18 protein-coding genes and 1 tRNA gene are annotated in these 20415 nt (G+C 62.4%); 6 read left to right on the forward strand and 13 right to left on the reverse strand.

Translation table 11 applies throughout. The features are described from left to right. Positions 1–6: 6 nt before the first annotated feature. From phoB to OHD58_RS02240, 9 genes are all read right to left on the reverse strand, one after another. Positions 7–696: a phosphate regulon transcriptional regulator PhoB gene (phoB, locus tag OHD58_RS02200; protein ID WP_263801402.1), complete on the reverse strand. Its 690-nt coding sequence runs from the start codon at positions 694–696 to the stop codon at positions 7–9. Between the two features lie 25 nt (positions 697–721). Beyond that, on the reverse strand, positions 722–1432 hold the full coding sequence (gene phoU, locus OHD58_RS02205) for a phosphate signaling complex protein PhoU (RefSeq protein WP_263801403.1): 711 nt from the start codon (positions 1430–1432) through the stop codon (positions 722–724). Between the two features lie 38 nt (positions 1433–1470). Beyond that, positions 1471–2286 (reverse strand): phosphate ABC transporter ATP-binding protein PstB, encoded by an 816-nt coding sequence (gene pstB / locus OHD58_RS02210; RefSeq protein ID WP_263801404.1) that lies wholly within the window; start codon positions 2284–2286, stop codon positions 1471–1473. A 13-nt stretch (positions 2287–2299) separates the two neighbouring features. Further along, entirely contained in the window at positions 2300–3910 is a 1611-nt protein-coding gene (gene pstA / locus OHD58_RS02215) for a phosphate ABC transporter permease PstA (protein ID WP_263801405.1), read from the reverse strand. Next, entirely contained in the window at positions 3903–5291 is a 1389-nt protein-coding gene (gene pstC, locus OHD58_RS02220; protein WP_263801406.1) for a phosphate ABC transporter permease subunit PstC, read from the reverse strand. Before pstC ends, pstA begins: the two co-directional genes overlap by 8 nt. 115 nt (positions 5292–5406) lie before the next feature. Further along, a complete protein-coding gene (locus OHD58_RS02225) occupies positions 5407–6411 on the reverse strand; it encodes a PstS family phosphate ABC transporter substrate-binding protein (RefSeq protein ID WP_263801407.1) in 1005 nt (334 codons plus the stop codon). 257 nt (positions 6412–6668) lie between these two features. Beyond that, positions 6669–10826 (reverse strand): PAS domain-containing protein, encoded by a 4158-nt coding sequence (locus OHD58_RS02230; protein WP_412177150.1) that lies wholly within the window; start codon positions 10824–10826, stop codon positions 6669–6671. A 184-nt stretch (positions 10827–11010) separates the two neighbouring features. Further along, positions 11011–11085: transfer RNA gene (locus OHD58_RS02235), tRNA-Glu, on the reverse strand. Between the two features lie 117 nt (positions 11086–11202). Next, the gene (locus tag OHD58_RS02240) at positions 11203–11628 is read right to left on the reverse strand and encodes a hypothetical protein (RefSeq protein WP_263801408.1); all 426 of its coding nucleotides are present in this window, start codon (positions 11626–11628) and stop codon (positions 11203–11205) included. A 146-nt stretch (positions 11629–11774) separates the two neighbouring features. On the opposite strand from OHD58_RS02240, the gene OHD58_RS02245 reads away from it, so the two are divergent. Then, on the forward strand, positions 11775–11978 hold the full coding sequence (locus OHD58_RS02245; RefSeq protein WP_263801409.1) for a hypothetical protein: 204 nt from the start codon (positions 11775–11777) through the stop codon (positions 11976–11978). Between the two features lie 657 nt (positions 11979–12635). Here the strand turns inward: OHD58_RS02245 and OHD58_RS02250 are convergent. After that, the gene (locus OHD58_RS02250; RefSeq protein ID WP_263801410.1) at positions 12636–13058 is read right to left on the reverse strand and encodes a VOC family protein; all 423 of its coding nucleotides are present in this window, start codon (positions 13056–13058) and stop codon (positions 12636–12638) included. Then, the gene (locus OHD58_RS02255) at positions 13055–13438 is read right to left on the reverse strand and encodes a fimbrial protein (protein ID WP_263801411.1); all 384 of its coding nucleotides are present in this window, start codon (positions 13436–13438) and stop codon (positions 13055–13057) included. Before OHD58_RS02255 ends, OHD58_RS02250 begins: the two co-directional genes overlap by 4 nt. A 35-nt stretch (positions 13439–13473) precedes the next feature. On the opposite strand from OHD58_RS02255, the gene OHD58_RS02260 reads away from it, so the two are divergent. Both OHD58_RS02260 and rpoH read left to right on the forward strand, forming a co-directional pair. Further along, a complete protein-coding gene (locus tag OHD58_RS02260; protein WP_263801412.1) occupies positions 13474–14502 on the forward strand; it encodes an RluA family pseudouridine synthase in 1029 nt (342 codons plus the stop codon). A gap of 191 nt (positions 14503–14693) precedes the next feature. Continuing rightward, positions 14694–15605 (forward strand): RNA polymerase sigma factor RpoH, encoded by a 912-nt coding sequence (rpoH, locus tag OHD58_RS02265; protein WP_263801413.1) that lies wholly within the window; start codon positions 14694–14696, stop codon positions 15603–15605. Between the two features lie 96 nt (positions 15606–15701). Here rpoH and OHD58_RS02270 read toward each other — a convergent pair whose 3' ends face one another. After that, on the reverse strand, positions 15702–17201 hold the full coding sequence (locus tag OHD58_RS02270) for a hypothetical protein (RefSeq protein WP_263801414.1): 1500 nt from the start codon (positions 17199–17201) through the stop codon (positions 15702–15704). 108 nt (positions 17202–17309) lie between these two features. Continuing rightward, a complete protein-coding gene (locus OHD58_RS02275) occupies positions 17310–18608 on the reverse strand; it encodes an adenylosuccinate synthase (protein ID WP_263801415.1) in 1299 nt (432 codons plus the stop codon). Positions 18609–18795: 187 nt separating this feature from the next. Here OHD58_RS02275 and OHD58_RS02280 point away from each other — a divergent pair, with 187 nt between their 5' ends. Genes OHD58_RS02280 through OHD58_RS02290 form a run of 3 tightly spaced genes read left to right on the forward strand, consistent with a single transcriptional unit; the run spans position 18796 to position 20413 of the window. Further along, positions 18796–19689, forward strand: coding sequence for a DMT family transporter (locus OHD58_RS02280; RefSeq protein ID WP_263801416.1), 894 nt, complete (start codon positions 18796–18798; stop codon positions 19687–19689). A 56-nt stretch (positions 19690–19745) separates the two neighbouring features. After that, a complete protein-coding gene (locus OHD58_RS02285) occupies positions 19746–19997 on the forward strand; it encodes a FitA-like ribbon-helix-helix domain-containing protein (protein WP_263801417.1) in 252 nt (83 codons plus the stop codon). Continuing rightward, positions 19994–20413: a type II toxin-antitoxin system VapC family toxin gene (locus tag OHD58_RS02290; protein ID WP_263801418.1), complete on the forward strand. Its 420-nt coding sequence runs from the start codon at positions 19994–19996 to the stop codon at positions 20411–20413. Before OHD58_RS02285 ends, OHD58_RS02290 begins: the two co-directional genes overlap by 4 nt. Positions 20414–20415 lie beyond the last annotated feature (2 nt).

Genomic DNA, 20415 nt, shown 5'->3' on the forward strand with positions numbered 1-20415 from the left:
TTCCGCTCAAATCTCGCGGATGGCGTAGCCGGCGCCACGAATGGTGCGGATGACGTCCGGCATGCGCCCGTTGTTGACCGCCTTGCGCAGCCGCCCGACATGCACGTCGACGGTGCGCTCGTCGATGTAGATCGTCTCGCCCCATACATTGTCGAGCAATTGGCTGCGCGAGAAGACGCGGCCAGGATGCTGCATCATGAATTCGAGCAGCCGGAACTCGGTAGGCCCGAGCCGGATCTCACTCTTCTTGCGGTAGACGCGGTGCGCCTCCCGGTCGAGCACGATGTCGCCGACCTTGAGCACGCTGGAGAGCACTTCCGGCTTGGCGCGGCGTAACAGCGCCCGCACGCGAGCGATGAATTCCGGCGTGGAGAACGGCTTCACCAGATAGTCGTCGGCACCGGTCGAAAGGCCTCGCACGCGGTCGCTTTCCTCGCCGCGCGCCGTCAGCATGATAATCGGCAGGCGCTCGGTTTCCGGCCGCATCCTGAGGCGGCGGCACAGTTCGATACCGGAAACGGCGGGAACCATCCAGTCGAGCACCAGCAGGTCGGGCACGTTTTCCTGAAGCCTGATCTCGGCCTCGTCGCCGCGCGTCACCACTTCGACCTGATAGCCTTCGGCCTCGAGATTGTAGCGGAGAAGGACGCACAGCGGCTCCTCGTCCTCCACAACCATGATCTTCGGAGCAATCATGTGGCTGTCGTTCCTTTTGGTCGTTCTATTCGGCGAGTAGGGCCGTCATTCCGGTCTCGTCGATCTTCGGCCGATGCGGCGGCAATTGCGTGCCGGTCATCACGTAATAGGCATTCTCGGCGATATTGGTGACATGGTCGCCGATCCGCTCCAAGTTCTTCGCGCAAAACAGAAGATGGGTGCAGGCGGTGATGTTGCGCGGATCTTCCATCATATAGGTGAGGAGTTCGCGAAACACCGCCGTGTATTGGATGTCGATTTTCTCATCGTCGGCTCTCAGCGGCTTCAGGCTTTCGGCCTCGCGCGCCACATATTTGTCGACGACGCCCTGCACCTGGGTCAGCACAAGTGCTGCCATCGTTTCGATCGAGTGCGACAGGTTGCGCGGCGTGGTGCTCTGGCCGACCGCGCCGACCCGCTTGGCGATGTTCTTGGCAAGGTCGCCGATCCGTTCGAGGTCGGCGGCCATGCGGATCGCGCCCACTACGGCGCGCAGATCCTGCGCCATCGGCTGCCGTTTGGCGATAAGCGTGATCGCCCGGTCGTCGAGTTCGCGCTGCTTGGCGTCCATGATGGTGTCATCGGATATCACCCGCTGGGCGAGCGGGTTGTCCGACAGCAGCAGCGATTTGGTCGCCGATTGCAGCATCGCGCCCGCAAGGTCACCCATGTCGCGGATGAGCTGGTCGATGTGTTCGAGCTCTTCGTCGAAAGACGCGACGGTATGTTCGCGCATCATTCTCTCCTCGTCATTCGGTTGCGAGGCGGAGCGGCTCAGCCGAACCGGCCCGTGATGTAGTCCTGAGTGCGCTTGTCGTCGGGGTTGGTGAACATCTTGTCGGTCGCACCTTCCTCCACGAGATATCCGAGGTGGAACATGGCGGTCCGCTGCGAGACGCGCGCCGCCTGCTGCATCGAGTGCGTGACGATGACGATCGTGTAGTTCTCGCGTAGCTCGTCGATCAGTTCCTCGACCTTGGCGGTAGCGATAGGATCGAGCGCCGAGCACGGCTCGTCCATCAAAATGACTTCAGGCGACACGGCGATGGCGCGCGCGATGCACAGACGTTGCTGCTGACCGCCGGAGAGACCGGTGCCCGATTCGTGCAGCCGGTCCTTGACCTCGTTCCACAGCGCCGCCTTCTTCAGACTGGATTCGACGACACTGTCGAGTTCGGCTTTGCTCCTGGTCAGACCGTGAATTTTCGGCCCGTAGGCGACATTGTCGTAAATCGACTTCGGGAATGGATTCGGCTTCTGGAACACCATCCCGACGCGAGCGCGCAGTTCCACGACGTCGATATTCGGATCGTAGACGTCCTCTTCATCGAGCGTGATCTTGCCGGTCACGCGGGCGATCGAAATCGTGTCGTTCATGCGGTTGAGGCAGCGCAGAAAGGTCGACTTGCCGCAGCCCGAAGGGCCGATCAGCGCCGTCACCTGGTTCTGGCGCACGTCGAGGTCGACGTCGAAAAGGGCGCGTTTTTCTCCGTAATATACCGAGACCTTGTCGCCCTTCATCTTCACCGAAGGCTCATCGGCACCGGTTGCCAACTTCTTTTCAATGTCGGCTTCAGTCATGATGTTCATGTCCTTTTCTCCGCTACCAGCGCCGCTCGAAGCGTCTGCGCAGGATTACAGCTATGGCATTCATGATGATCAGGAACGCCAGCAGGATAAGAATGGCCGCCGACGTTTTCTGCTGGAAGCCGGGTTCGGGGAAATCCGCCCACATGAAGATCTGCACGGGCAAGATCGTCGCTGGATCGGTAAAGCCACCGGGAATGTCGACAATGAAGGCGACCATCCCGATCATCAACAGCGGCGCCGTCTCACCGAGCGCATGCGCCATGCCGAGGATGGTTCCGGTCATGATGCCGGGCATGGCCAACGGCAGCACGTGATGAAATACGGTCTGGACTTTAGACGCGCCGATGCCGAGCGCAGCTTCACGAATTGACGGCGGCACCGCGCGTATGGAGGCGCGCGAGGCGATAATGATGATCGGCATGGTCATCAGCGCAAGCACCATGCCGCCGACCACTGGAGCGGAGCGGGGCAGCCCGAAGAAATTCAGGAAAACAGCCAGTCCAAGCAGACCGAAGACGATGGACGGCACCGCGGCAAGGTTGTTGATGTTGACTTCGATGAGATTGGTCCAACGGTTCTTCGGCGCGAATTCCTCGAGATAGATCGCCGCCGAGACACCGATGGGAAAAGCAATGGCAAGGGTGACGACCATCGTCAGAAAAGATCCGACCACGGCGCCCCATATACCGGCGAGTTCCGGTTCTCGGCTGGCACCGCTGGTGAAGAAAATCGAGTTGAAGCGGCTTTCGACGAGATTCTGGCCTTTCAGGCCCTCCAGCCAGACGATCTCCTTGTCCGAAATCTTGCGGGAACTCTCCGATGCATCGATGACGCGCAGCTTGGCCGTGCCCGCCGCCTGAGTCGTGCCTTGTGGCTTGGTGATCACCGTGCCCTTGGCGGCAGCGCCGCCGTTCGCGGCAGGTGCGACCTGGGTGAGCTTGATGATGCCGCCATTTATTTCGAGCAGCAACGATGCCGCACCGCTGGTGAGGTTAAGAACTCCGTTTTCGCCCTCCGTGGCGCCGCTCGCGTGAGCGAAGGTCAATATCTCGTCCTTGTCGAAGCCAATATCCACGTCGCCGCTGTCGGCCGAAAGGGTAATCGCCGACTGCACCGGTGCAACGCTGCCTTTCGCCGCCAAGAGGCCCTTGAGATAGAGATCGGCGAAGTCATCGACCGGAACGGCGTAGTCCACCGTCTTGCCGAGCATCGAAGGGTCCTCGGCGATGTCCTTGCGCAACTGCAGCCCGGCGCCGGTCGAGATCATTCCACGCACCAGCCGCCTGTCCTGACGGCTTGAGGCGTCCGGAATCTTTGCCGCCAGCGCCTCCTGTATGACCGTATCGTAGTTGACGCTGTCCAATGCCGCCGGGTCGACTTTCGCGGAGGAAAGGTCGACGGGCAAGGTAATGTAGTTCATCCGCAACGCTGGCCAGGCCTGCGTGACGATCGTCGAAAGCAGGAGCACGAGGAACAGCGCGGAGATGGCGATGGCGGCAGCGCCAAGCCACTTGAACCGCTGCTCCGCAGCGTAGCGCTTTTTCAGGCGCGCCTTGGCAGCGTCATCGGCGTGTATGCTTCGGGGGCGACCGACGGCGCCCATTGTCGAGGTCGTATCAGTCATATTGTTCCCGATATTTCTGGACGACGCGCAACGCGACGATATTCAGTGCGAGCGTGATGCAGAAGAGCACAAGGCCGAGCGCGAAAGCGGCGAGCGTCTTGGCGCTGTCGAATTCCTGGTCGCCGACCAGCAAGGTCACGATTTGAACCGTTACCGTCGTAACAGCCTCGAGCGGATTGACGGTCAGGTTGGCAGCCAGGCCGGCAGCCATCACGACGATCATGGTCTCGCCGATCGCCCGGCTCACGGCAAGCAACATCGCGGAAACGATACCTGGAAGCGCTGCCGGCAACACTACCTTGCGGATGGTTTCTGATTTGGTCGCGCCTAGCCCTGCGGAGCCGTCACGCAACGACTGCGGCACGGCGTTGATGACGTCATCGGAGAGCGACGAGACGAACGGAATGATCATGATGCCCATGACGACACCGGCTGCCAGCGCCGATTCGGACGCCACACCGAGCCCGATGCTTTCACCAAGGCCGCGAAAGAAAGGCGCCACGGTGAGCGCGGCGAAGAAGCCGTAGACCACCGTCGGTATGCCGGCCAGGATTTCAAGGATGGGCTTGGCGACAGCACGGACCGGTTTGGATGCATAATCAGACAGATATATCGCCGCCATCAGACCGGTCGGCGCTGCCACGAGCATAGCTATGAAGGTAATTAGCAGAGTACCGACGAACAGTGGAACCATACCGAAAATATTCGGATCGACGGCGCCTTGGGCCGTGCCGGCGCCGGTGAATGCGCTTTGCGGGCTCCAATGCGTGCCGAAGAGGAACTTGTGGATCGGCACCTGCTGAAAGAAGCGCAGTGATTCGAAGATCAGCGACAGCACGATGCCGATCGTCGTCAGGATGGCGACCGCCGAGCACGCGATGAGAAAGATGCGAACGATGCGCTCGACCATGTGTCGCGCCCGATAGGGCGGGGCGATCTTTCCATATCCCCAGACAAATCCGCCGATCGCCAGAACCGCACAGATTAGCAGGATGATCCAGACGCTTCTGGCGTGGACCGTTTTGTACAGGGCGGCAGCCGCTTCCTTGGTCGCGTCGGTGAAGCCCACCACGCCGCCGAAGGCCATGGCCCGTGCGTCGCGTATGAAGGCTTCAACCTGAGGAACACCCAGTCCACCGAGTTCGGTGGCGAAGTTGTTTTTTATGATGTTGGATTCAATACCCGGCGTGATCAGCGACCAGATTATGAGCGCCAGCAATGCCGGTACGACGCTGACCAGAGCCAGGAACATGCCGTGCTGGCCGGGAAGCGAATGAAGCTTGGAAACTTCCCCGTTCACGCTGGCCACCGCTCTCGATCGTCCAACGAAATATGCAGCCACGAAAAGAGCGATCAGCGCAAAAACCAGATAGGTGACCATGGCGTACCCGCAACCGCTGTTTTCAAAGACGCATGTTCCGGTTCGGTAAACAGGAACAGTCGATAAGAAACCAGGCCCGGGATGGAAAGCATCCCGGGCCTAGGCAATGCCTACATCAGGAACCCATGCCCTTGAGCGCTTTCGCGTCCTCGGCCGACTTGGCGCGCTCCGCGTCCGGAAGCGGGATCAAGCCCTTGTCGGCGAGATAGCCCTCAGGACCCCAGGCGGCATCCGACGTATACTCGGCGATGAACTCTTCCATGCCGGGGATCACGCCAACATGTTCCTTCTTGGCATAGATGAACAGCGAGCGCGAAATCTTGTAGTCGCCGGACGCGATGTTTTCGAAGGTCGGCTCGACGCCATCCACCTTGTGGCCCTGCAGCTTGTCGGCGTTCTGGTCGAGGAAGGAGAAGCCGAAGACGCCGAAAGCATTGGCGTTGGCTTCAAGCTTCTGAACGATCAGGTTGTCATTTTCACCGGCTTCGATGAAAGCGCCGTCTTCGCGGATTTCCGGGCAGGCCTTTTCGTTGGCAGCCTTGACTTCGTCCTGGCAGGCTTCGAGCATGACAAGTTCAACGAAGGCGTCGCGCGTGCCGGAGGTCGGGGGCGGGCCGAGCACTTCGATCTTGGTGGCGGGCAACGAGGCGTCTACATCCGACCAGTTGACGTAGGGATTCGGTACGACCTTGCCGTCGACGGCAACGTTCTTGGCCAGCGCCTTGAAGATCTGCTCTTTGGTCAGATCGACAACCGTGCCGGCTTTCGAATTCGCAAGCACGATACCATCGAAGCCGACCTTGATCTCGACCGGCGTGGCGCCATTGGCCTTGCAAGTCTCGAGTTCGCTGTCCTTGATGGCGCGCGAGGCATTGGTGAAGTCAGGGGTGTTCTCGCCGACGCCCGAGCAGAACAGCTTGATGCCGCCGCCGGTGCCGGTGGACTCGACGACGGGGGTCTTGAACTTGCCGCCCTGGCCGAGCTTCTCGGCGACAGCAGTGGTGAACGGGAACACCGTCGACGAGCCGACGATCTGGATCTGGTCGCGCGCGGCGGCGTAACCGGCCGATGCGGCCAGCGCGAGCGCCGCGGCCGACGCCGTGAGCATAAGTTTCTTCATGTGGCCTACTCCTGTCCGGAAAATTGTCCCGACGCTTTTTTCAGCGTCCGCAGAGGCCATAGCGCCCATTTGTAACAGTTGGATGACAGTTTTGTGTCGGCTCGGTAAAGCCTGATGCCCTGCTGCGGCCACGACTTCGGACCGTGATCCGGCTGCGCGTTATTTCGTCTCGCGGAATCAGGCGCTTGCCGCCGCCTGGCTTACTAAGCCGGCAAGGTATCGATTATTCCGGCGAGGTGACGCTGCTGGCAAAAGCCTCAACCCACTTCGCGGTGAGCCTGCGCTTGCGTGGCAGCCCAGCGCTCGACTTTCTCCATCAGGGCTTTCGGACTGATCGGCTTCGGCAGATAGTCGTCCATGCCGGCCTCGACGCAGCGCTCGCGGTCACCCTTCAGCGCATGCGCCGTCACGCCGATGATCGGGACCCTGGTGCCGGCCGCCTCTTCCAGGCGCCGGATCGCGCCGGTCGCTTCGAGCCCGTTCATTTCCGGCATCGAAACGTCCATGAGGATCATGCGCGGATTCATTTCGCCGAAGGCTTCGACGGCACGCCTGCCATTACCGACGATCTCGAAGCTGTAACGGGTCTCGCCGAGTATCTGGGTGAAGACCAGCTGATTGACCTCGTTGTCTTCGGCGACGAGGATATCGATGCGATGACCATCCGCCGGCGTCACGCGGCTCTTCTGCAGCGAGGAAGGCATCGCGCGCCGCGCCAGGCTCATTGCCGCCGCCGAGATGCGGCCTTGCGTTCCCTCCGAATCCGCCGCGGCAGCCTTCTCGGCCTCGTCATGGTGCTCGGCTTGCGAAATTGCCGAACGGTGTTTCTGGATGGTCGAGACCAGCGTCTCCAGGAGCACGGAAGAGCGCGCCGGCTTGATCAGCTGCGCATCGATGCTGAGGTCGCGGTAGCTCACATTGGAAAGCGATTGATCGACCGAGGTCAGCATCACGATGGGCGTGCCGGCGATTTCCGGCGTGGCGCGAATGATCCGGGCAACTTCCGCACCCGTCATCATGGGCATCTGGTAGTCGAGCACCACGCAATCGACTGGAACCCCGTAGCTGGCGGCCGCCTTCAATACACCGAGCCCTTCGAGGCCGTTTTCGGCGGCGCAGGAATCGAACGTCCAGGAGACCATCTGCTCGGTGAGGATCGAGCGATTGACCGCGTTGTCGTCGATAATCAGGATGCGCGCGCCGGAAACATCGAGCGGCGTCACCCGGCGGGTACTCCGGTTTCCGGCGTGCGGCAGTTCGATCGTGAACCAGAACGTTGAACCCTTGCCCTCGGCACTGTCGGCGCCGATCTCGCCGTCCATCAGCGCGACGAGCCGCGACGTGATCGCGAGGCCAAGGCCTGTTCCCTCATGGCGTCGGGTCGACGAGGAATCGACCTGGCTGAACTTCTCGAAAACCTGGCTCAGCTTGTCCTCTGGAATGCCGATGCCGGTGTCGGTCACGCTGATGGTCAACCTGGTCCGGTCCGTGCTCTTGTCACCGGTCACATCGACCAGCACGTGTCCGGAATCGGTGAACTTGACCGCATTGCCGAGCAGGTTGGTGATGATCTGCCGGATGCGCCCGACGTCGCCGACGTAAAGTTCGGTGAGTTTCGGCTCGACGCGAACGATGAGCTCGAGATCCTTTTCCTTGGCGCGCGTGGAGACCAGCGTCGCAACGTCCTCGATCGCCTCGGCGAGATTGAACGGCGCCGGATCGAGCACCAGCTGGCCGGCGTCGATCTTCGAGAAATCCAGGATGTCGTTGATGATCGTCAGCAGCGCGTTGCCGGATTTGACGATGATGTCGGTGAAGGTCTTCTGCTTGGCGTCGAGGTCGGATTTTGCCAGCAGCTCGGCCATGCCGAGCACGCCGTTCATCGGCGTGCGTATCTCGTGGCTCATATTGGCCAGGAATTCCGACTTGGCGCGGTCCGCCAGCACGGCGCGCTGCTGCGCTTCCCGCAACTCCTGCTCGCGCAGCTTCAGTTCGGTGATGTCGGTGGTTGAACCGATCAGGTAGAGCGAACCGTCGGAAGCGGCCATCACGCTCTTGCGAGCGATCTGATGGCGGGTACCGCCAACCGCATCGCTTACCGTCTCTTCGATCTCCTGCTTCTCTGCTGTCCGCAGGACGGCGCGGTCGCCCTCCATGAAGGCCTCGCCATCGACGCCGAAAATCTCGGCATCGGTTTTTCCCACGGCCTGTTCCTTCGAGAAGCCGGTAAGATCGGACCACCCCTTGTTGACGTAGAAAAGCTTGAGATCCGGCCGCTTTGCGTAGATCGCCACCGGAACATTGTCGATGAGGCTGCGGAAAATCTCGTTTTCACGCAGACTTTCCTTGAGTTCGTTCTCGCGCAGCTTGATTTCCGTGATGTCGGTGCTGGACCCGAACAGATGCACCGACCCGTCGATCGCCACCAGCCTGCCCTTGCGGGTCATCAACTGGCGCACGGTGCCATTCCGGTGAGAAACCGCTTCCTCGGTTTCGAGACGCTCCCCGGTGATGCCGACCTCCGTGTCGGCGACGGTGAAGCCTTCGGCTTCCGCGCCGAAAAGCTCGAGGTCGGTCTTGCCGACCGCCTCTTCCTTGGAGATCCCGGTGAACGCACACCAGGTCTTGTTGACGTACTCCAGCGTGAGGTCTTCGCTCTTGATGTTGGTGGCGACCGGCAACTCGTCGAGCACATGCCGGTAGAGGTCGATCTGCCGCATGCTGTCGCGCAGCGCCTTTTCCCGATCCTTGAGTTCGGTGATGTCGACACGCACGCCGATGAATGTGCCGTCGGCGGCACGCGTATCGAACACCTGGTACCAGCGTCCATCCGGGTTCTGGCGCTCGTAGACGGCGTGGCGGACCTGATGCCGCTGCATGTAACGATCGAGCCAGGCCTTCGGATCGGTATCGTACAATGCGTCGAGCGCGCGATCGCCGCTGCTGCGGAAATAGCCGGCCGAATGGCCTTGTTCGATCGCCTCGCGGAACGTGCATCCGGCCTCCCAGGCCGGCTTCAGCGCGGGAAGCGAATCCTGCAGCTTTTTGTTGGCGAGCACGAACTTGTCGTCGCGGTCATAGATGATCACGCCGGCCGGCAGCGATTCCATCACGTTGGCCAGCCGCCGATGCGCCTCGTCGGCCTCGACCTCCCGGCGTTTCATATCGGTGATGTCGATGACGAAGCAGGCGACATAGTCCTTGCCGCTGTTCATTTCGACCTTGTTCTTGCGAACGATGCGCGACCGGCCGATGCCGGCGAATTCGAAATTCTCCTCGACCTCGTAGAACTGCCCGGTCGCCAGCACCTCGCGCTCCGATTGCTCGAACTGCGCCGCGTCCGCAGGCGGCAGGAAATCCGAAGCCTGCTTGCCGAGCATATCCGCCGGCTTCATGTCGAAAAGTTTCGAGAACGCCTCGTTGACGAAAACGAACCTGAGTTCGGAATCCTTGACGAAGATCGGATCCCTGACGCCGTTGATCACCGCGTCCGCGAGCTTCGACCGCTCGAGTGCCGCCGCCAGCTCGGCCTCGCGGTCCTTCATCCGGGTGATGTCGTAATAGGAGATCAGGCGCTTGCCGCCGGACAACGCGGTGACCGAATAGATCATCGTGCAGCCGTCGGCGCGGCGGAATTCACGCGGCGCCACGTCGCCGGCACGGATCTCGTCGAGACGCGCGGCGACGTAGCTTTCCCATTTGGCGTCCGGCACGTCGTAGACGCCGTTGTGGCGGTTGATATCCATCAGCGCCCGGAACTGCGAGCCGACGGCGACGTCGCGCGGGGTCACCTTCCAGATGTCGTAGAAAGCCTGGTTGACGATCTCCGCCTTGAGATCGGCATCGACCAGAACCACGCCCATTTCCATGGAATCGAGCGTCCGCGCCAGATCGGAGCGCACCCGCTCAGTCTCGTTGCGGCCTGCGGTGTCGGCGGCCGAATATCCCTCATCTCCAGGATTCTCGAACGAGGCGGCGATACCGGTCACATTGCGGGCGACACCGCGATAACCGAGAAAGTCACCGGCTTCATCGAAGCGCGGATAGCCCGAGATGGCGACCCAGCGGCAATCGGGGCGTCCGCCTGCGAGTTCATAGACGAAATCGCGAAACGGGCGGCGCGCCTCCAGGTCCGCCAGATGGGCTGCGGCACTTTCTTTCGGTGCTTTCTTGAGGAAATCGAAGCGAAAATGGCCAAGCACTTTCGCCGGCGAAATGCCCGTGACGTCCTCGTAATTGCCCGAAAGCCAGGAGAATCGCAGCTCGCTGTCGGTTTCCCAGATCCAATCCGAGCCGGCGCCAACCAGTTCCCGCAATTCGGCTATCGAAACCGCGCGGGCCCCGCAATCCGCAGCGCCTTCGATACTCGCCATCGATAAGAATTGCGCTTCTCCGGCGCCTTTCTTTCCAGCCATTCCCTGCCCATCCCCCAACGCCACGGCAAAACACCCCATTGCCAAGGTTCGTGCGGTGGAATGTGCAGGAATTGCGTTAAGGATCAGCTAACCTTAATCGAACGTTACGGCGCCGCGATCGACTGGGCCGCGGTGTCCAGACAGCCGTACTGTCCGCATCAGATCAGGAAGCTGGGAAGTGTCCTGGTACGCCCACGGGGAATCGAACCCCGGTTTGCGCCGTGAGAGGGCGCCGTCCTGACCGCTAGACGATGGGCGCGGAGACTTTTGGCGATATAGGCGAGGCTTTCGCAAAACGCAACCGCGATTCGCCAGCCGGCGGAGGATGCCCGGCTGCGCGCCTTTGGCTCGGGTCAAAATCGCCGCGCAGTTGCGGTCAGGATGTGTCGCGGCGCTCCTCCAGGACGTCGAAGGCGAGGCCGTGGAGGTCTTTCAGGATTTCGTGGATCTCGTGCCGGGATTTTTGCCGGCCCTGCCTGGGATGCTGGCCGGGCGGGCGGCCGGGAAGCAGCGGCCAGATGCGGTGCAGGCGACTGCGTCGGCGCGGTTCTCCGGTTTGCGTAGCGGCGTCCGGGTTTCTGTCCTGTGCGATGATCGCATCGCGACGCGCGCGCCAGCGGGCGAAGCGTTTTGCCTGGCGCGGCAGGTCGTCGAGGATCGCGGCGAGGGTGGCGAGCCGGCGGCCAAGCCGCGTGGCGTCGACCGGGTCGTCGGGTGCTGGCAGGCGGCGGGGCACGATGGCGACAGTGTGGTGTAGCCGGGCACCGAGATGCGCGGCACGCTTTTCGCGACCGGACGGCATGGGCGGATATTCCATCGCGGAAGCCGGTCGAACAAGGGCAGCGTGAGCGTGGGGGTAGATGCGCTCTTACCCCCACCCCTTACCCCTCCCCTCAGGGGGGAGGGGTAAGGGGTGGGGGTCCGGGCGGCATCAGGATACCGGTTCCGATGCCGTTGCGGAGGATCGTCGGCGCAGGCTTCGCCTTGCGCCAGCGCGACGGCGGGACGACAACGCCACGCGCCGCCACGATGATGAGCCGCCGGGTGGCAGACTCGGCCGGCCGCAGCAGGCGGAGCACGGTGGTGTGGGATGGCGCGGCAGGGTACCCCCACCCGACGCTTCGCGTCGACCTCCCCACAAGGGGGAGGTGAAGGAAGTTCCGCCGGCGAGCCCCGCCATGGCGACGAGCGCGGCCAGGATGCGCTTCAGCGCCTCCGTGTTCCGCTCGATCGCCAGGTTCCAGTCCATCGCCGTTCCTTCCAAGTTGACGAGGAGGATTATGCGGGGCGGCTGGAGGGGTGGGGATAAAGGGAGAGAAGATTGCTGACAGATGGTGACAGGAAAGCGTTTGTTCCGCCTCATGCTTCCGCAGGGTTCCGGCATGGATTCCCGACACGCTCCGCTCGTTCCTCGCTCACGCGGTCGGGAATGACGGATAGTTCCTTTGCCACTTCCGCTAGTCGCCAACGCTGGCGATTGGCAGCCGCGTTCATGAAAACCGTCATTCCCGGCCGCGTGAGCGAGGAACGAGCGGAGCGTGTCGGGAATCCATGCCGTGACGTTGACGACAGGAGAGGATGGATCTGGGACCTAAAAGAGCGTAATCCGCTCCTGCTCCGCCCGGAAGATTGTGCGGGGAGCTCGCGTTCCTTCGCGCCCCCTCTGGCCTGCCGGCTCCGGCCCTTCGCTATGGCTTCGGGCGTTCGTCGTTCGAAAAGCCAAATCGTTGGTTTTCGTTGCCTTTGGCAACCACTCCTCACCCCCCCACGAGTGGGGAGATTGGCAGCTTCGACGGTGGCGCTCACCGATCAGCGCGGCTCGATCAGGTCCCAGAGGTTACCATAGAGGTCGGCGAACACGGCCACCGTGCCATAGGCTTCACGGCGCGGCTCCTCGCGGAATTCCACGCCGCGCGTCTTCATGGACGCGTGGTCGCGGGCGAAGTCGTCGGTTTCCAGAAAGAAGGCGACACGGCCGCCGGTCTGGTTGCCGACCGCCGCGACCTGCGCCCCGTCGTTCGCACCGGAAAGGAACACATCGGCTTTGGCCAGCAGCAATCGCGCGCCGCCACCAACCGAAACCGTCACCCAGCGCTTGCCGCCGCCGAGGTCGACGTCGTCGGCGAGCTGGAAACCGAGCTTTTCCGTATACCAGGCGATCGCCTCGTCGTAGTCGGCCACGACCAGGGTGACGGTGGCAATGCGGCGGTTGCCGGAAAAATCCGCACTCATTGGGTCTTCACCGCAAACCGGCCAACGATGCGTTTTTCGGCGATATCATAAAGAAAGATCGCCCGGGTACCGTCGGCGAGTTCCGCGTCGAGCGCGATGCGGTTGCCTGAAAGGCTCTGCGACAGGAGTTTAGCACCTGCCGGCAGCGGGATGTCGCCGGCGAGCATCCCGCCTTCCGCCGGCGACGGCACCACGGATGCCGGGGCGGCGGTCTCGGGCTCGGATTGGCCGGATTTGTAGACAATCGCCGCGACCACCGCCATAAGGGCGATGAACAGCAGGCCGAGATTGATGGCGACGAAGCGGACCAGTTTTTTCCGCACCCTCTCGACCGCCGGGTCGAGCGGCTTTTCCTCGTTGTCGTCGTCTGGCCGTGCCATTGAAAAATCCAGTGGGAATTGCCCGTGGGAATTGAATGAACGCTCCTGATAGCGAAGCCGGTAAAGGATTGAAAGTGCTGGAAACCGGGCCTGATGCCGCGGGACAGCGCCTCGATCAATGGCTGTCAGCGGCGCTCGGGGCTGATTTTTCCCGCAACCGTGTGCAGGCGCTGATCAAACTGGGCGCTGTGCAAATTGGCGGCAAGCCGGTGACCGAGGCCAAGCGCAAGATGGCCGCCGGCGAGAACGTGTCGGTGGACATGCCGGAGCCGGAGCCGGCGGAACCGCGGGGCGAGAACATCCCGCTCGACATTCTCTACGAAGACGCCGAACTGATCGTCATCAACAAGCCGGCCGGGCTTGTCGTGCATCCCGGCGCCGGCAACTGGACCGGCACGCTGGTCAACGCGCTGATCCATCATTGCGGCGACAGTCTTTCGGGCATCGGTGGTGTCAGGCGGCCGGGCATCGTGCACCGGCTGGACAAGCAGACCAGCGGCGTCATGGTGGCCGCCAAGACCGACCTGGCGCATCGCGCGCTGTCGGAGGCCTTCGCCGACCATGGCGCCAGCGGCGACCTCGAACGCGCCTATTCGGCGCTGGTCTGGGGCATCCCACCGCGCATGACCGGCACGGTCGACGCGCCGCTCGGGCGCGCCGCAGACCGGGTGCGGCGCGCCGTCGTGCCCGAGGCCCGCGATGACGCCCGTCATGCGATCACCCATTTCACCGTCCGGGAAAAGTTCGGCGAAGGGCGCCCGGACACCGCGCAGGCGTCACTGGTCGAATGTCGCCTGGAAACCGGCCGTACCCACCAGATCCGCGTCCACACGGCCCATATCGGCCACCCGGTGATCGGCGACCCGGACTACGGCCAGGCCTTTCGCACCAAGGCGAACCGGCTGCCGGAGCCATTGAAAACACTTGTAAAATCTTTCCCTCGGCAGGCGCTGCACGCCGGCCTTCTTGCATTCCGGCATCCGGCTACCCATATCCTGATGAAGTTCGAAGCGCCGCTGCCAGGGGACATGCAGGAACTGGTACGCGGCTTTCGCAATCCCTGAACGTCGGTTGAGAAAACCTGATTCGCTTTGTTCACTTACGCGTGACACACTGTTTCGTGTTGAACAAATGCGTGTATTTTCCCGATTTGTTCCTATATGAAGGTGTTGTGCGGCGCAGCAGAAACCGCTGACCGCGCCTTATGCCCGCCTCGTTCAGGGGGCACAATTCTTGAGAGAGGGAGGGTGCTTTTATGGCCCAGACACTACCCAGCATCGTTTCCGGAGAAGGCGGCCTCAGCCGCTACCTGGAAGAAATCCGCCGCTTTCCCATGCTGCAGCCGCAGGAAGAGTACATGCTCGCCAAGCGGTACCAGGAGCATGAGGATACCGGTGCGGCCCACAAGCTCGTGACCAGCCATCTGCGTCTCGTGGCGAAGATCGCCATGGGTTATCGCGGCTACGGCCTGCCGATCGGCGAAGTCATTTCCGAAGGCAATGTCGGCCTCATGCAGGCAGTGAAGAAATTCGAGCCGGAGCGCGGCTTCCGGCTGGCGACCTATGCCATGTGGTGGATCAAGGCTTCGATCCAGGAATACATCCTGCGCTCGTGGAGTCTGGTGAAGATGGGCACCACCGCCAACCAGAAGCGCCTGTTCTTCAACCTGCGCAAGGTGAAGGGCAAGATCCAGGCGCTCGATGACGGCGACCTGAAGCCCGAGCAGATCACCGAGATCGCCACCCGGCTGAATGTCAGCGAGGCGGAGGTCGTTTCGATGAACCGCCGCCTGTCGGGCGACGCTTCGCTCAACGCGCCGATCCGCGCGACCGAAGGCGAGTCCGGCGAGTGGCAGGACTGGCTGGTCGACGATCACGACAGCCAGGAAGACATGCTCATCGAGCAGGACGAACTGGAAAACCGCCGCGGCATGCTCGCCGGCGCCATGTCGGTGCTCAACGACCGCGAACGCCGCATCTTCGAGGCGCGGCGCCTCGCCGAAGAGCCGATGACGCTCGAGGAACTGTCGTCGGAGTTCGACATCAGCCGCGAGCGCGTGCGCCAGATCGAGGTCCGCGCCTTCGAGAAGGTGCAGGACGCGGTGAAGGCGGCCGCCCGGCGGCAGGCCCAGTCGCTGCGCACCATCGAGGCGCAGCCGGCACACTGAACGGCACAACCCGAAAGAAAAAACCGCCGCAGAAATGCGGCGGTTTTTGTTTGAGGCAGCTCAAGTCGGAGGCGTTCGATTGCCAGACGCTGACGCTTAACCCGCCGAGCCGGCCGTCTTGGTTTCCCAGGCCTTCATCGCTTCCTCGAACACCTTCTCGCCGGGGATGCCCTTCTCCATCGTGATCAGGGCGCGGCGGCCGGATTTGTAGACCAGCGGCACGTCGATCCATTGATCGCGGCGCAGAAGGTTGAGATTGGTATCGACCTCCGCCTTGGTGTCGGTCAGCGCCACCAGGAAGAAACCGTCGGCGATCTTGGCGGGGATTCCGAGCAGCGCGTTGCCGGCCGACTGCTCCGTATCCTTCAGCGATACGCGCAGGATGTTCTCGATGCCGCCGCCCTCGAAACCTTCGGGCGTCAGGAAGATCATCTCGATGATATGGCTTGCCGGCAGGGTCGGGTCGCCGTTGCGCTTGATGGTCATGCGCAACTGGAGATCCTTGCCCGGGATCGTCGCTTCGGCACGGATTGCCGGCTCCGGCGGCTGATCGCCGCCCGGCGATTCCTGGACGACCGACCACACGATCGAGCCGGTGTCGGCCGACCCTTGCGCGACATTGGTCCGCTCCTCGTAGAAGATCGCCTTTTGGCCGACGGCGACCGCCGGTTCCGCTGCGGGGGGCGTGCCGGGGCCGGGAGCAGCAGGCGCTGCCGGGTCTACTGCGGCGGCAGGCGCGCCGGGATCGGTGGTTCCGGGGGCAGCAGGTTCTGCCGGCGCCGGTGGCTCCGGCGGCTGGGTCGCCGCTGCGACGGAGGTGCCCTCGCCGATCGTCTGGGCGCTCGAAGCCGGACCTTCGTCGACTTCCGAACCGTCGGCGTTCAGCCGCTGGGTGAATTTTTCGGGCTGCGCCGGCGCCTCGGCGGGCGGAGCGGCTGCCTCGGCATCGACCGCGGGTTTTTCGGGCGGCGGTGCCTCTGCCGGCGGCGGCGCCACTGCCACCGTTTCGGTCTTGTCGAGGCCGAGCATTGCCGACAGGTCGTCCTTGTTCAGCCATGCGGCATAGCCGCCACCGCCGAGCAGCGCCAGCACGACCAACGCAGCGATGATCCCGCCAAGGCCGCGCCGGCGCGGCGCCGCATCGTCGAAATCCTCGTAGCTGTCGTCGCCGGATTCGGCATGCTGGAAGTCGGACCTGGATTCGTTTTCGGGAGAATCCATGCCGGCGAGCACAGTCGGTTTCGAACCTGGAACCCCCGTCGCCGCCGGCTTGACCTCGAAGCTGCTGCCGGGCGTCCTTGCCGGCACCGCTTCAACCGGCTTCGAGCCATCGAGCGTCGAAAAAACGCTTTCGAGTTCTTCCAGCGGATCGGCGTCGGCCGGCCCGGCCCGGTATCCCGCTTCGATTTCCGCGATCGCGCCTTCGAGCGACTTCTTCTGCCGTTCGGCAATCGCCGCCGGCGGCGGCGGGTTGATCGCCGCAAGCTTGGCTGCGACCGTGGCGCGTGCCTTTTCGTAGACGCGCTCGCGCATCGCCGGAGTTGTGTCGCCCAGCCCGTCGATCGTTTTCTTCAGAACAGCAACGAAATCTGCCATGCTTCTTCAACCTGTACTTTCCGATCACCCGGCCGGTGCCGGGAAATCCTGCCGGTCGGAGCCGGCTTTTAAATCACGCTCCCACCCCTGATCTCACTGAATCATGGTCTAATCTTGAAAAGGGTCCGTCACAAGTATGGTGTCGTCCCGTTCGGGACTGGTCGAAAGCAGCGCCACCGGCGCTCCGATCAGTTCTTCTATGTGACGTACATACTTAACTGCCTGCGCCGGCAGATCGTTCCAGCTTCGCGCACCGGCTGTCGTACCCTTCCAGCCTTCCAGCGTTTCATAAATCGGCTCCACCCGTGCCTGCGCACCCTGGCTGGCGGGCAGATAGTCGATTTCCTCGCCGTCCAGCCGGTAGCCGGTGCACACCTTGATCTCTTCGAGACCGTCAAGCACGTCGAGTTTTGTCAGGGCGATGCCATTGATGCCGTTCACCGCCACCGCCTGGCGCACCAGAACGGCGTCGAACCAGCCGCAGCGGCGCTTGCGGCCGGTCACCACGCCGAACTCATGGCCGCGCGTGCCCAGGAACTCGCCGATCTCGTTGGTCTGCTCGGTCGGGAAAGGCCCTTCGCCGACGCGCGTCGTGTAGGCCTTGGTGATGCCGAGCACATAGCCGATGGCGCCCGGGCCCATGCCGGATCCGGTAGCGGCCTGTCCGGCAACCGTGTTCGACGAGGTCACGAACGGATACGTGCCCTGGTCGATATCGAGCAGCGTCCCCTGGGCGCCCTCGAACAGGATGCGCGCGCCGGCGCGGCGCTTGTCGTCGAGGACTTTCCAGACGCGATCGACATAGGGGAGGATCTGCTCAGCGACCGAGGTAAGCTCCTCCATGATGGTCTCGTGCGAGACTTCGGGATGGCCCAGTCCGCGCCGCAGCGCGTTGTGGTGGGTCAGCAGGCGGTCGACCTTGATCGGCAGCGTGTCGAGGCTGGCCAGATCCATGACGCGTACCGCGCGGCGGCCGACCTTGTCCTCGTAGGCCGGGCCGATGCCGCGGCGGGTCGTGCCGATCTTGGTGCCGGAATTCGAGGCCGCATCCTCGCGGAATCCGTCCAGTTCGCGGTGCAGCGACAGGATCAGCGCGGTGTTCTCGGCGATCTTCAGCCGCTCGGGCGTCACCTCGACGCCTTGCGCCTTCAGTTTGGTGGACTCGGCGACGAAGGCGTGGGGATCGAACACCACGCCGTTGCCGATGATCGACAGCTTGCCCTCGCGGACGACGCCGGATGGCAGCAGCGACAGTTTGTAGACCTTGCCGTCGACGACCAGCGTGTGGCCGGCGTTGTGGCCGCCCTGGAACCGCACCACGACATCGGCACGCTCCGACAGCCAGTCGACGATCTTGCCCTTGCCTTCGTCACCCCACTGCGAGCCGACGACCACCACATTGGCCATGCAAATTCCCCTTCATGCGGCGCAAGGCGCCCAAAATGACAGGCCTCTATACCGTCAAGAACCGACAAGCGCGACCCTTCTTTGGGCTTGTCGTTTCGATCAGGCACAACAAATTCCGGCTTTCACATCATTTACTTGGCCGGGCATGCGTTCTAGGCCGCCTGCAACCTCGGGAAGAGCCGTCCTCATGCATCATCGCAAAGCCTACGCCCTGCTGCTCATGACCACCCTGTTCTGGGGCGGCAATGCCATCGCCGGAAAGCTGGCGATAGGCCACGTCTCGCCGATGCTTTTGACCGCGGCGCGTTGGATTGCCGCCTTCCTGCTGCTTCTGATCATCGGCATGCCTCGTGTCACCGCCGACTGGCCGGTGATCCGGCAGAACCTCTGGCTCCTGGCAGGCCTTGGTTTCCTGGGTTTCACACTCTTCAATGTCGCGCTCTACTCCGCGCTTCTCTACACGACCGCAATCAACGTCAGCATCGAACAGGCGGGCATTCCGATGCTGATATTCCTCGCCAACTTCCTGCTGTTCCGCACGCGGGTCACCTGGGCCCAGATCCTCGGCTCGGTGCTTTCGATCGTCGGCGTGCTTCTCACCGCGAGCCATGGCAGCCTGTCGCGGCTTTTGGACCTCGAGGTTAATTTCGGTGACGCGCTGATGCTGCTGGCCGTGCTTTTGTACAGCGGCTACACCGTCGCGCTGCGCTTCAAGCCGGCGATCCACTGGCAAAGCATGATCATCGTCCTGTGCGGCAGCGCCGCCCTCACTTCCATACCCTTCGCTATCGCCGAAATCTGGTATGGCGCCGCCATTCTGCCGGACCTGATAGGTTGGAGTGTGATTGCCTATACGGTGCTTTTTCCATCCATCCTGGCGCAGGTCTTCTACATCCGCGGCGTCGAACTGATCGGCGCCAATCGCGCCGGCCTGTTCGTCAACCTGGTGCCGATCTTCGGCACGCTGCTGTCGATCCTGATCCTCGGCGAGGATTTCCAGACCTATCACGCGCTGGCGATGGTTCTCGTCATCAGCGGCATCTGGCTGGCGGAGCATAGCGGACGAAAAAGTGCAGGCTGACGACGGGCGTGTTAAACACAATCCGATATGCTATCATGATAGCAATGGAGAAAGCCATGGCCCAGTTGCTGATCCGTCAGATCGATGAAGACGTGAAGGAAAGCCTCCGCAAACGCGCTAAACGGAACGGCGTGAGCGTGGAAGCGGAGGCGCGCGCTATCCTGCGCGCTGAATTGCTGCGAACTGATCCGGGCGAGTACGGACTTGGTTCCAAAATTGCCGCGCTGTTCAGGGATGTTCCCGATAACAATGAGCCTTTCGAACGCAAACTGGACCAATCCGTTCGACGTGCGAAATTCGACGAATGATCATCCTCGATACGAATGTCATTTCGGCGCTGATGCGGCCGGAAATGAACACACGCGTTATCCAATGGCTTGATACGAAGCCAGCATCGGACCTTTGGATTACCGCCATCACGCTTCTTGAGATCAGAAGCGGGCTTCTCTTCATGCCTGACGGCAAACGAAAAGAGGCATTGGTTGCAGGTTTCGAAAAAATGCTGAATGGTTTGTTCGCCGGTCGGGTGCTGCCTTTTGACGGCCCTTCCGCCGAACAGGCGTCCCGGGTCGATTTGCTTCAGCACCGCCGCGGGAACAACATCGGCATTGGCGATATCCAGATCGCCGGTATCGCCCTTGAACAGAACGCCATCCTTGCCACACGGAATGTCAGAGACTTTGACGACCTCGACATTCCGCTGGTCAATCCTTGGACCGATTGACC

The sequence above is a fragment of the Mesorhizobium sp. ZC-5 genome, from assembly GCF_025753855.1.
In the GTDB taxonomy this organism is placed as follows: domain Bacteria; phylum Pseudomonadota; class Alphaproteobacteria; order Rhizobiales; family Rhizobiaceae; genus Neomesorhizobium.

Excerpts from the sequence above, each read along its gene's own strand:
- OHD58_RS02270 (WP_263801414.1), bottom strand. The coding sequence starts at position 17,201 with ATGGCAGATTTCGTTGCTGTTCTGAAGAAAACGATCGACGGGCTGGGC.
- OHD58_RS02290 (WP_263801418.1), top strand. The coding sequence starts at position 19,994 with ATGATCATCCTCGATACGAATGTCATTTCGGCGCTGATGCGGCCGGAA.
- pstA (WP_263801405.1), bottom strand. The coding sequence starts at position 3,910 with ATGACTGATACGACCTCGACAATGGGCGCCGTCGGTCGCCCCCGAAGC.
- OHD58_RS02255 (WP_263801411.1), bottom strand. The coding sequence starts at position 13,438 with ATGGCACGGCCAGACGACGACAACGAGGAAAAGCCGCTCGACCCGGCG.
- pstC (WP_263801406.1), bottom strand. The coding sequence starts at position 5,291 with ATGGTCACCTATCTGGTTTTTGCGCTGATCGCTCTTTTCGTGGCTGCA.
- OHD58_RS02250 (WP_263801410.1), bottom strand. The coding sequence starts at position 13,058 with ATGAGTGCGGATTTTTCCGGCAACCGCCGCATTGCCACCGTCACCCTG.
- phoB (WP_263801402.1), bottom strand. The coding sequence starts at position 696 with ATGATTGCTCCGAAGATCATGGTTGTGGAGGACGAGGAGCCGCTGTGC.
- phoU (WP_263801403.1), bottom strand. The coding sequence starts at position 1,432 with ATGCGCGAACATACCGTCGCGTCTTTCGACGAAGAGCTCGAACACATC.
- OHD58_RS02285 (WP_263801417.1), top strand. The coding sequence starts at position 19,746 with ATGGCCCAGTTGCTGATCCGTCAGATCGATGAAGACGTGAAGGAAAGC.
- OHD58_RS02230 (WP_412177150.1), bottom strand. The coding sequence starts at position 10,826 with ATGGCTGGAAAGAAAGGCGCCGGAGAAGCGCAATTCTTATCGATGGCG.
- OHD58_RS02280 (WP_263801416.1), top strand. The coding sequence starts at position 18,796 with ATGCATCATCGCAAAGCCTACGCCCTGCTGCTCATGACCACCCTGTTC.
- OHD58_RS02240 (WP_263801408.1), bottom strand. The coding sequence starts at position 11,628 with ATGCCGTCCGGTCGCGAAAAGCGTGCCGCGCATCTCGGTGCCCGGCTA.
- pstB (WP_263801404.1), bottom strand. The coding sequence starts at position 2,286 with ATGAACATCATGACTGAAGCCGACATTGAAAAGAAGTTGGCAACCGGT.
- rpoH (WP_263801413.1), top strand. The coding sequence starts at position 14,694 with ATGGCCCAGACACTACCCAGCATCGTTTCCGGAGAAGGCGGCCTCAGC.
- OHD58_RS02260 (WP_263801412.1), top strand. The coding sequence starts at position 13,474 with ATGAACGCTCCTGATAGCGAAGCCGGTAAAGGATTGAAAGTGCTGGAA.
- OHD58_RS02245 (WP_263801409.1), top strand. The coding sequence starts at position 11,775 with ATGCCGTTGCGGAGGATCGTCGGCGCAGGCTTCGCCTTGCGCCAGCGC.
- OHD58_RS02225 (WP_263801407.1), bottom strand. The coding sequence starts at position 6,411 with ATGAAGAAACTTATGCTCACGGCGTCGGCCGCGGCGCTCGCGCTGGCC.
- OHD58_RS02275 (WP_263801415.1), bottom strand. The coding sequence starts at position 18,608 with ATGGCCAATGTGGTGGTCGTCGGCTCGCAGTGGGGTGACGAAGGCAAG.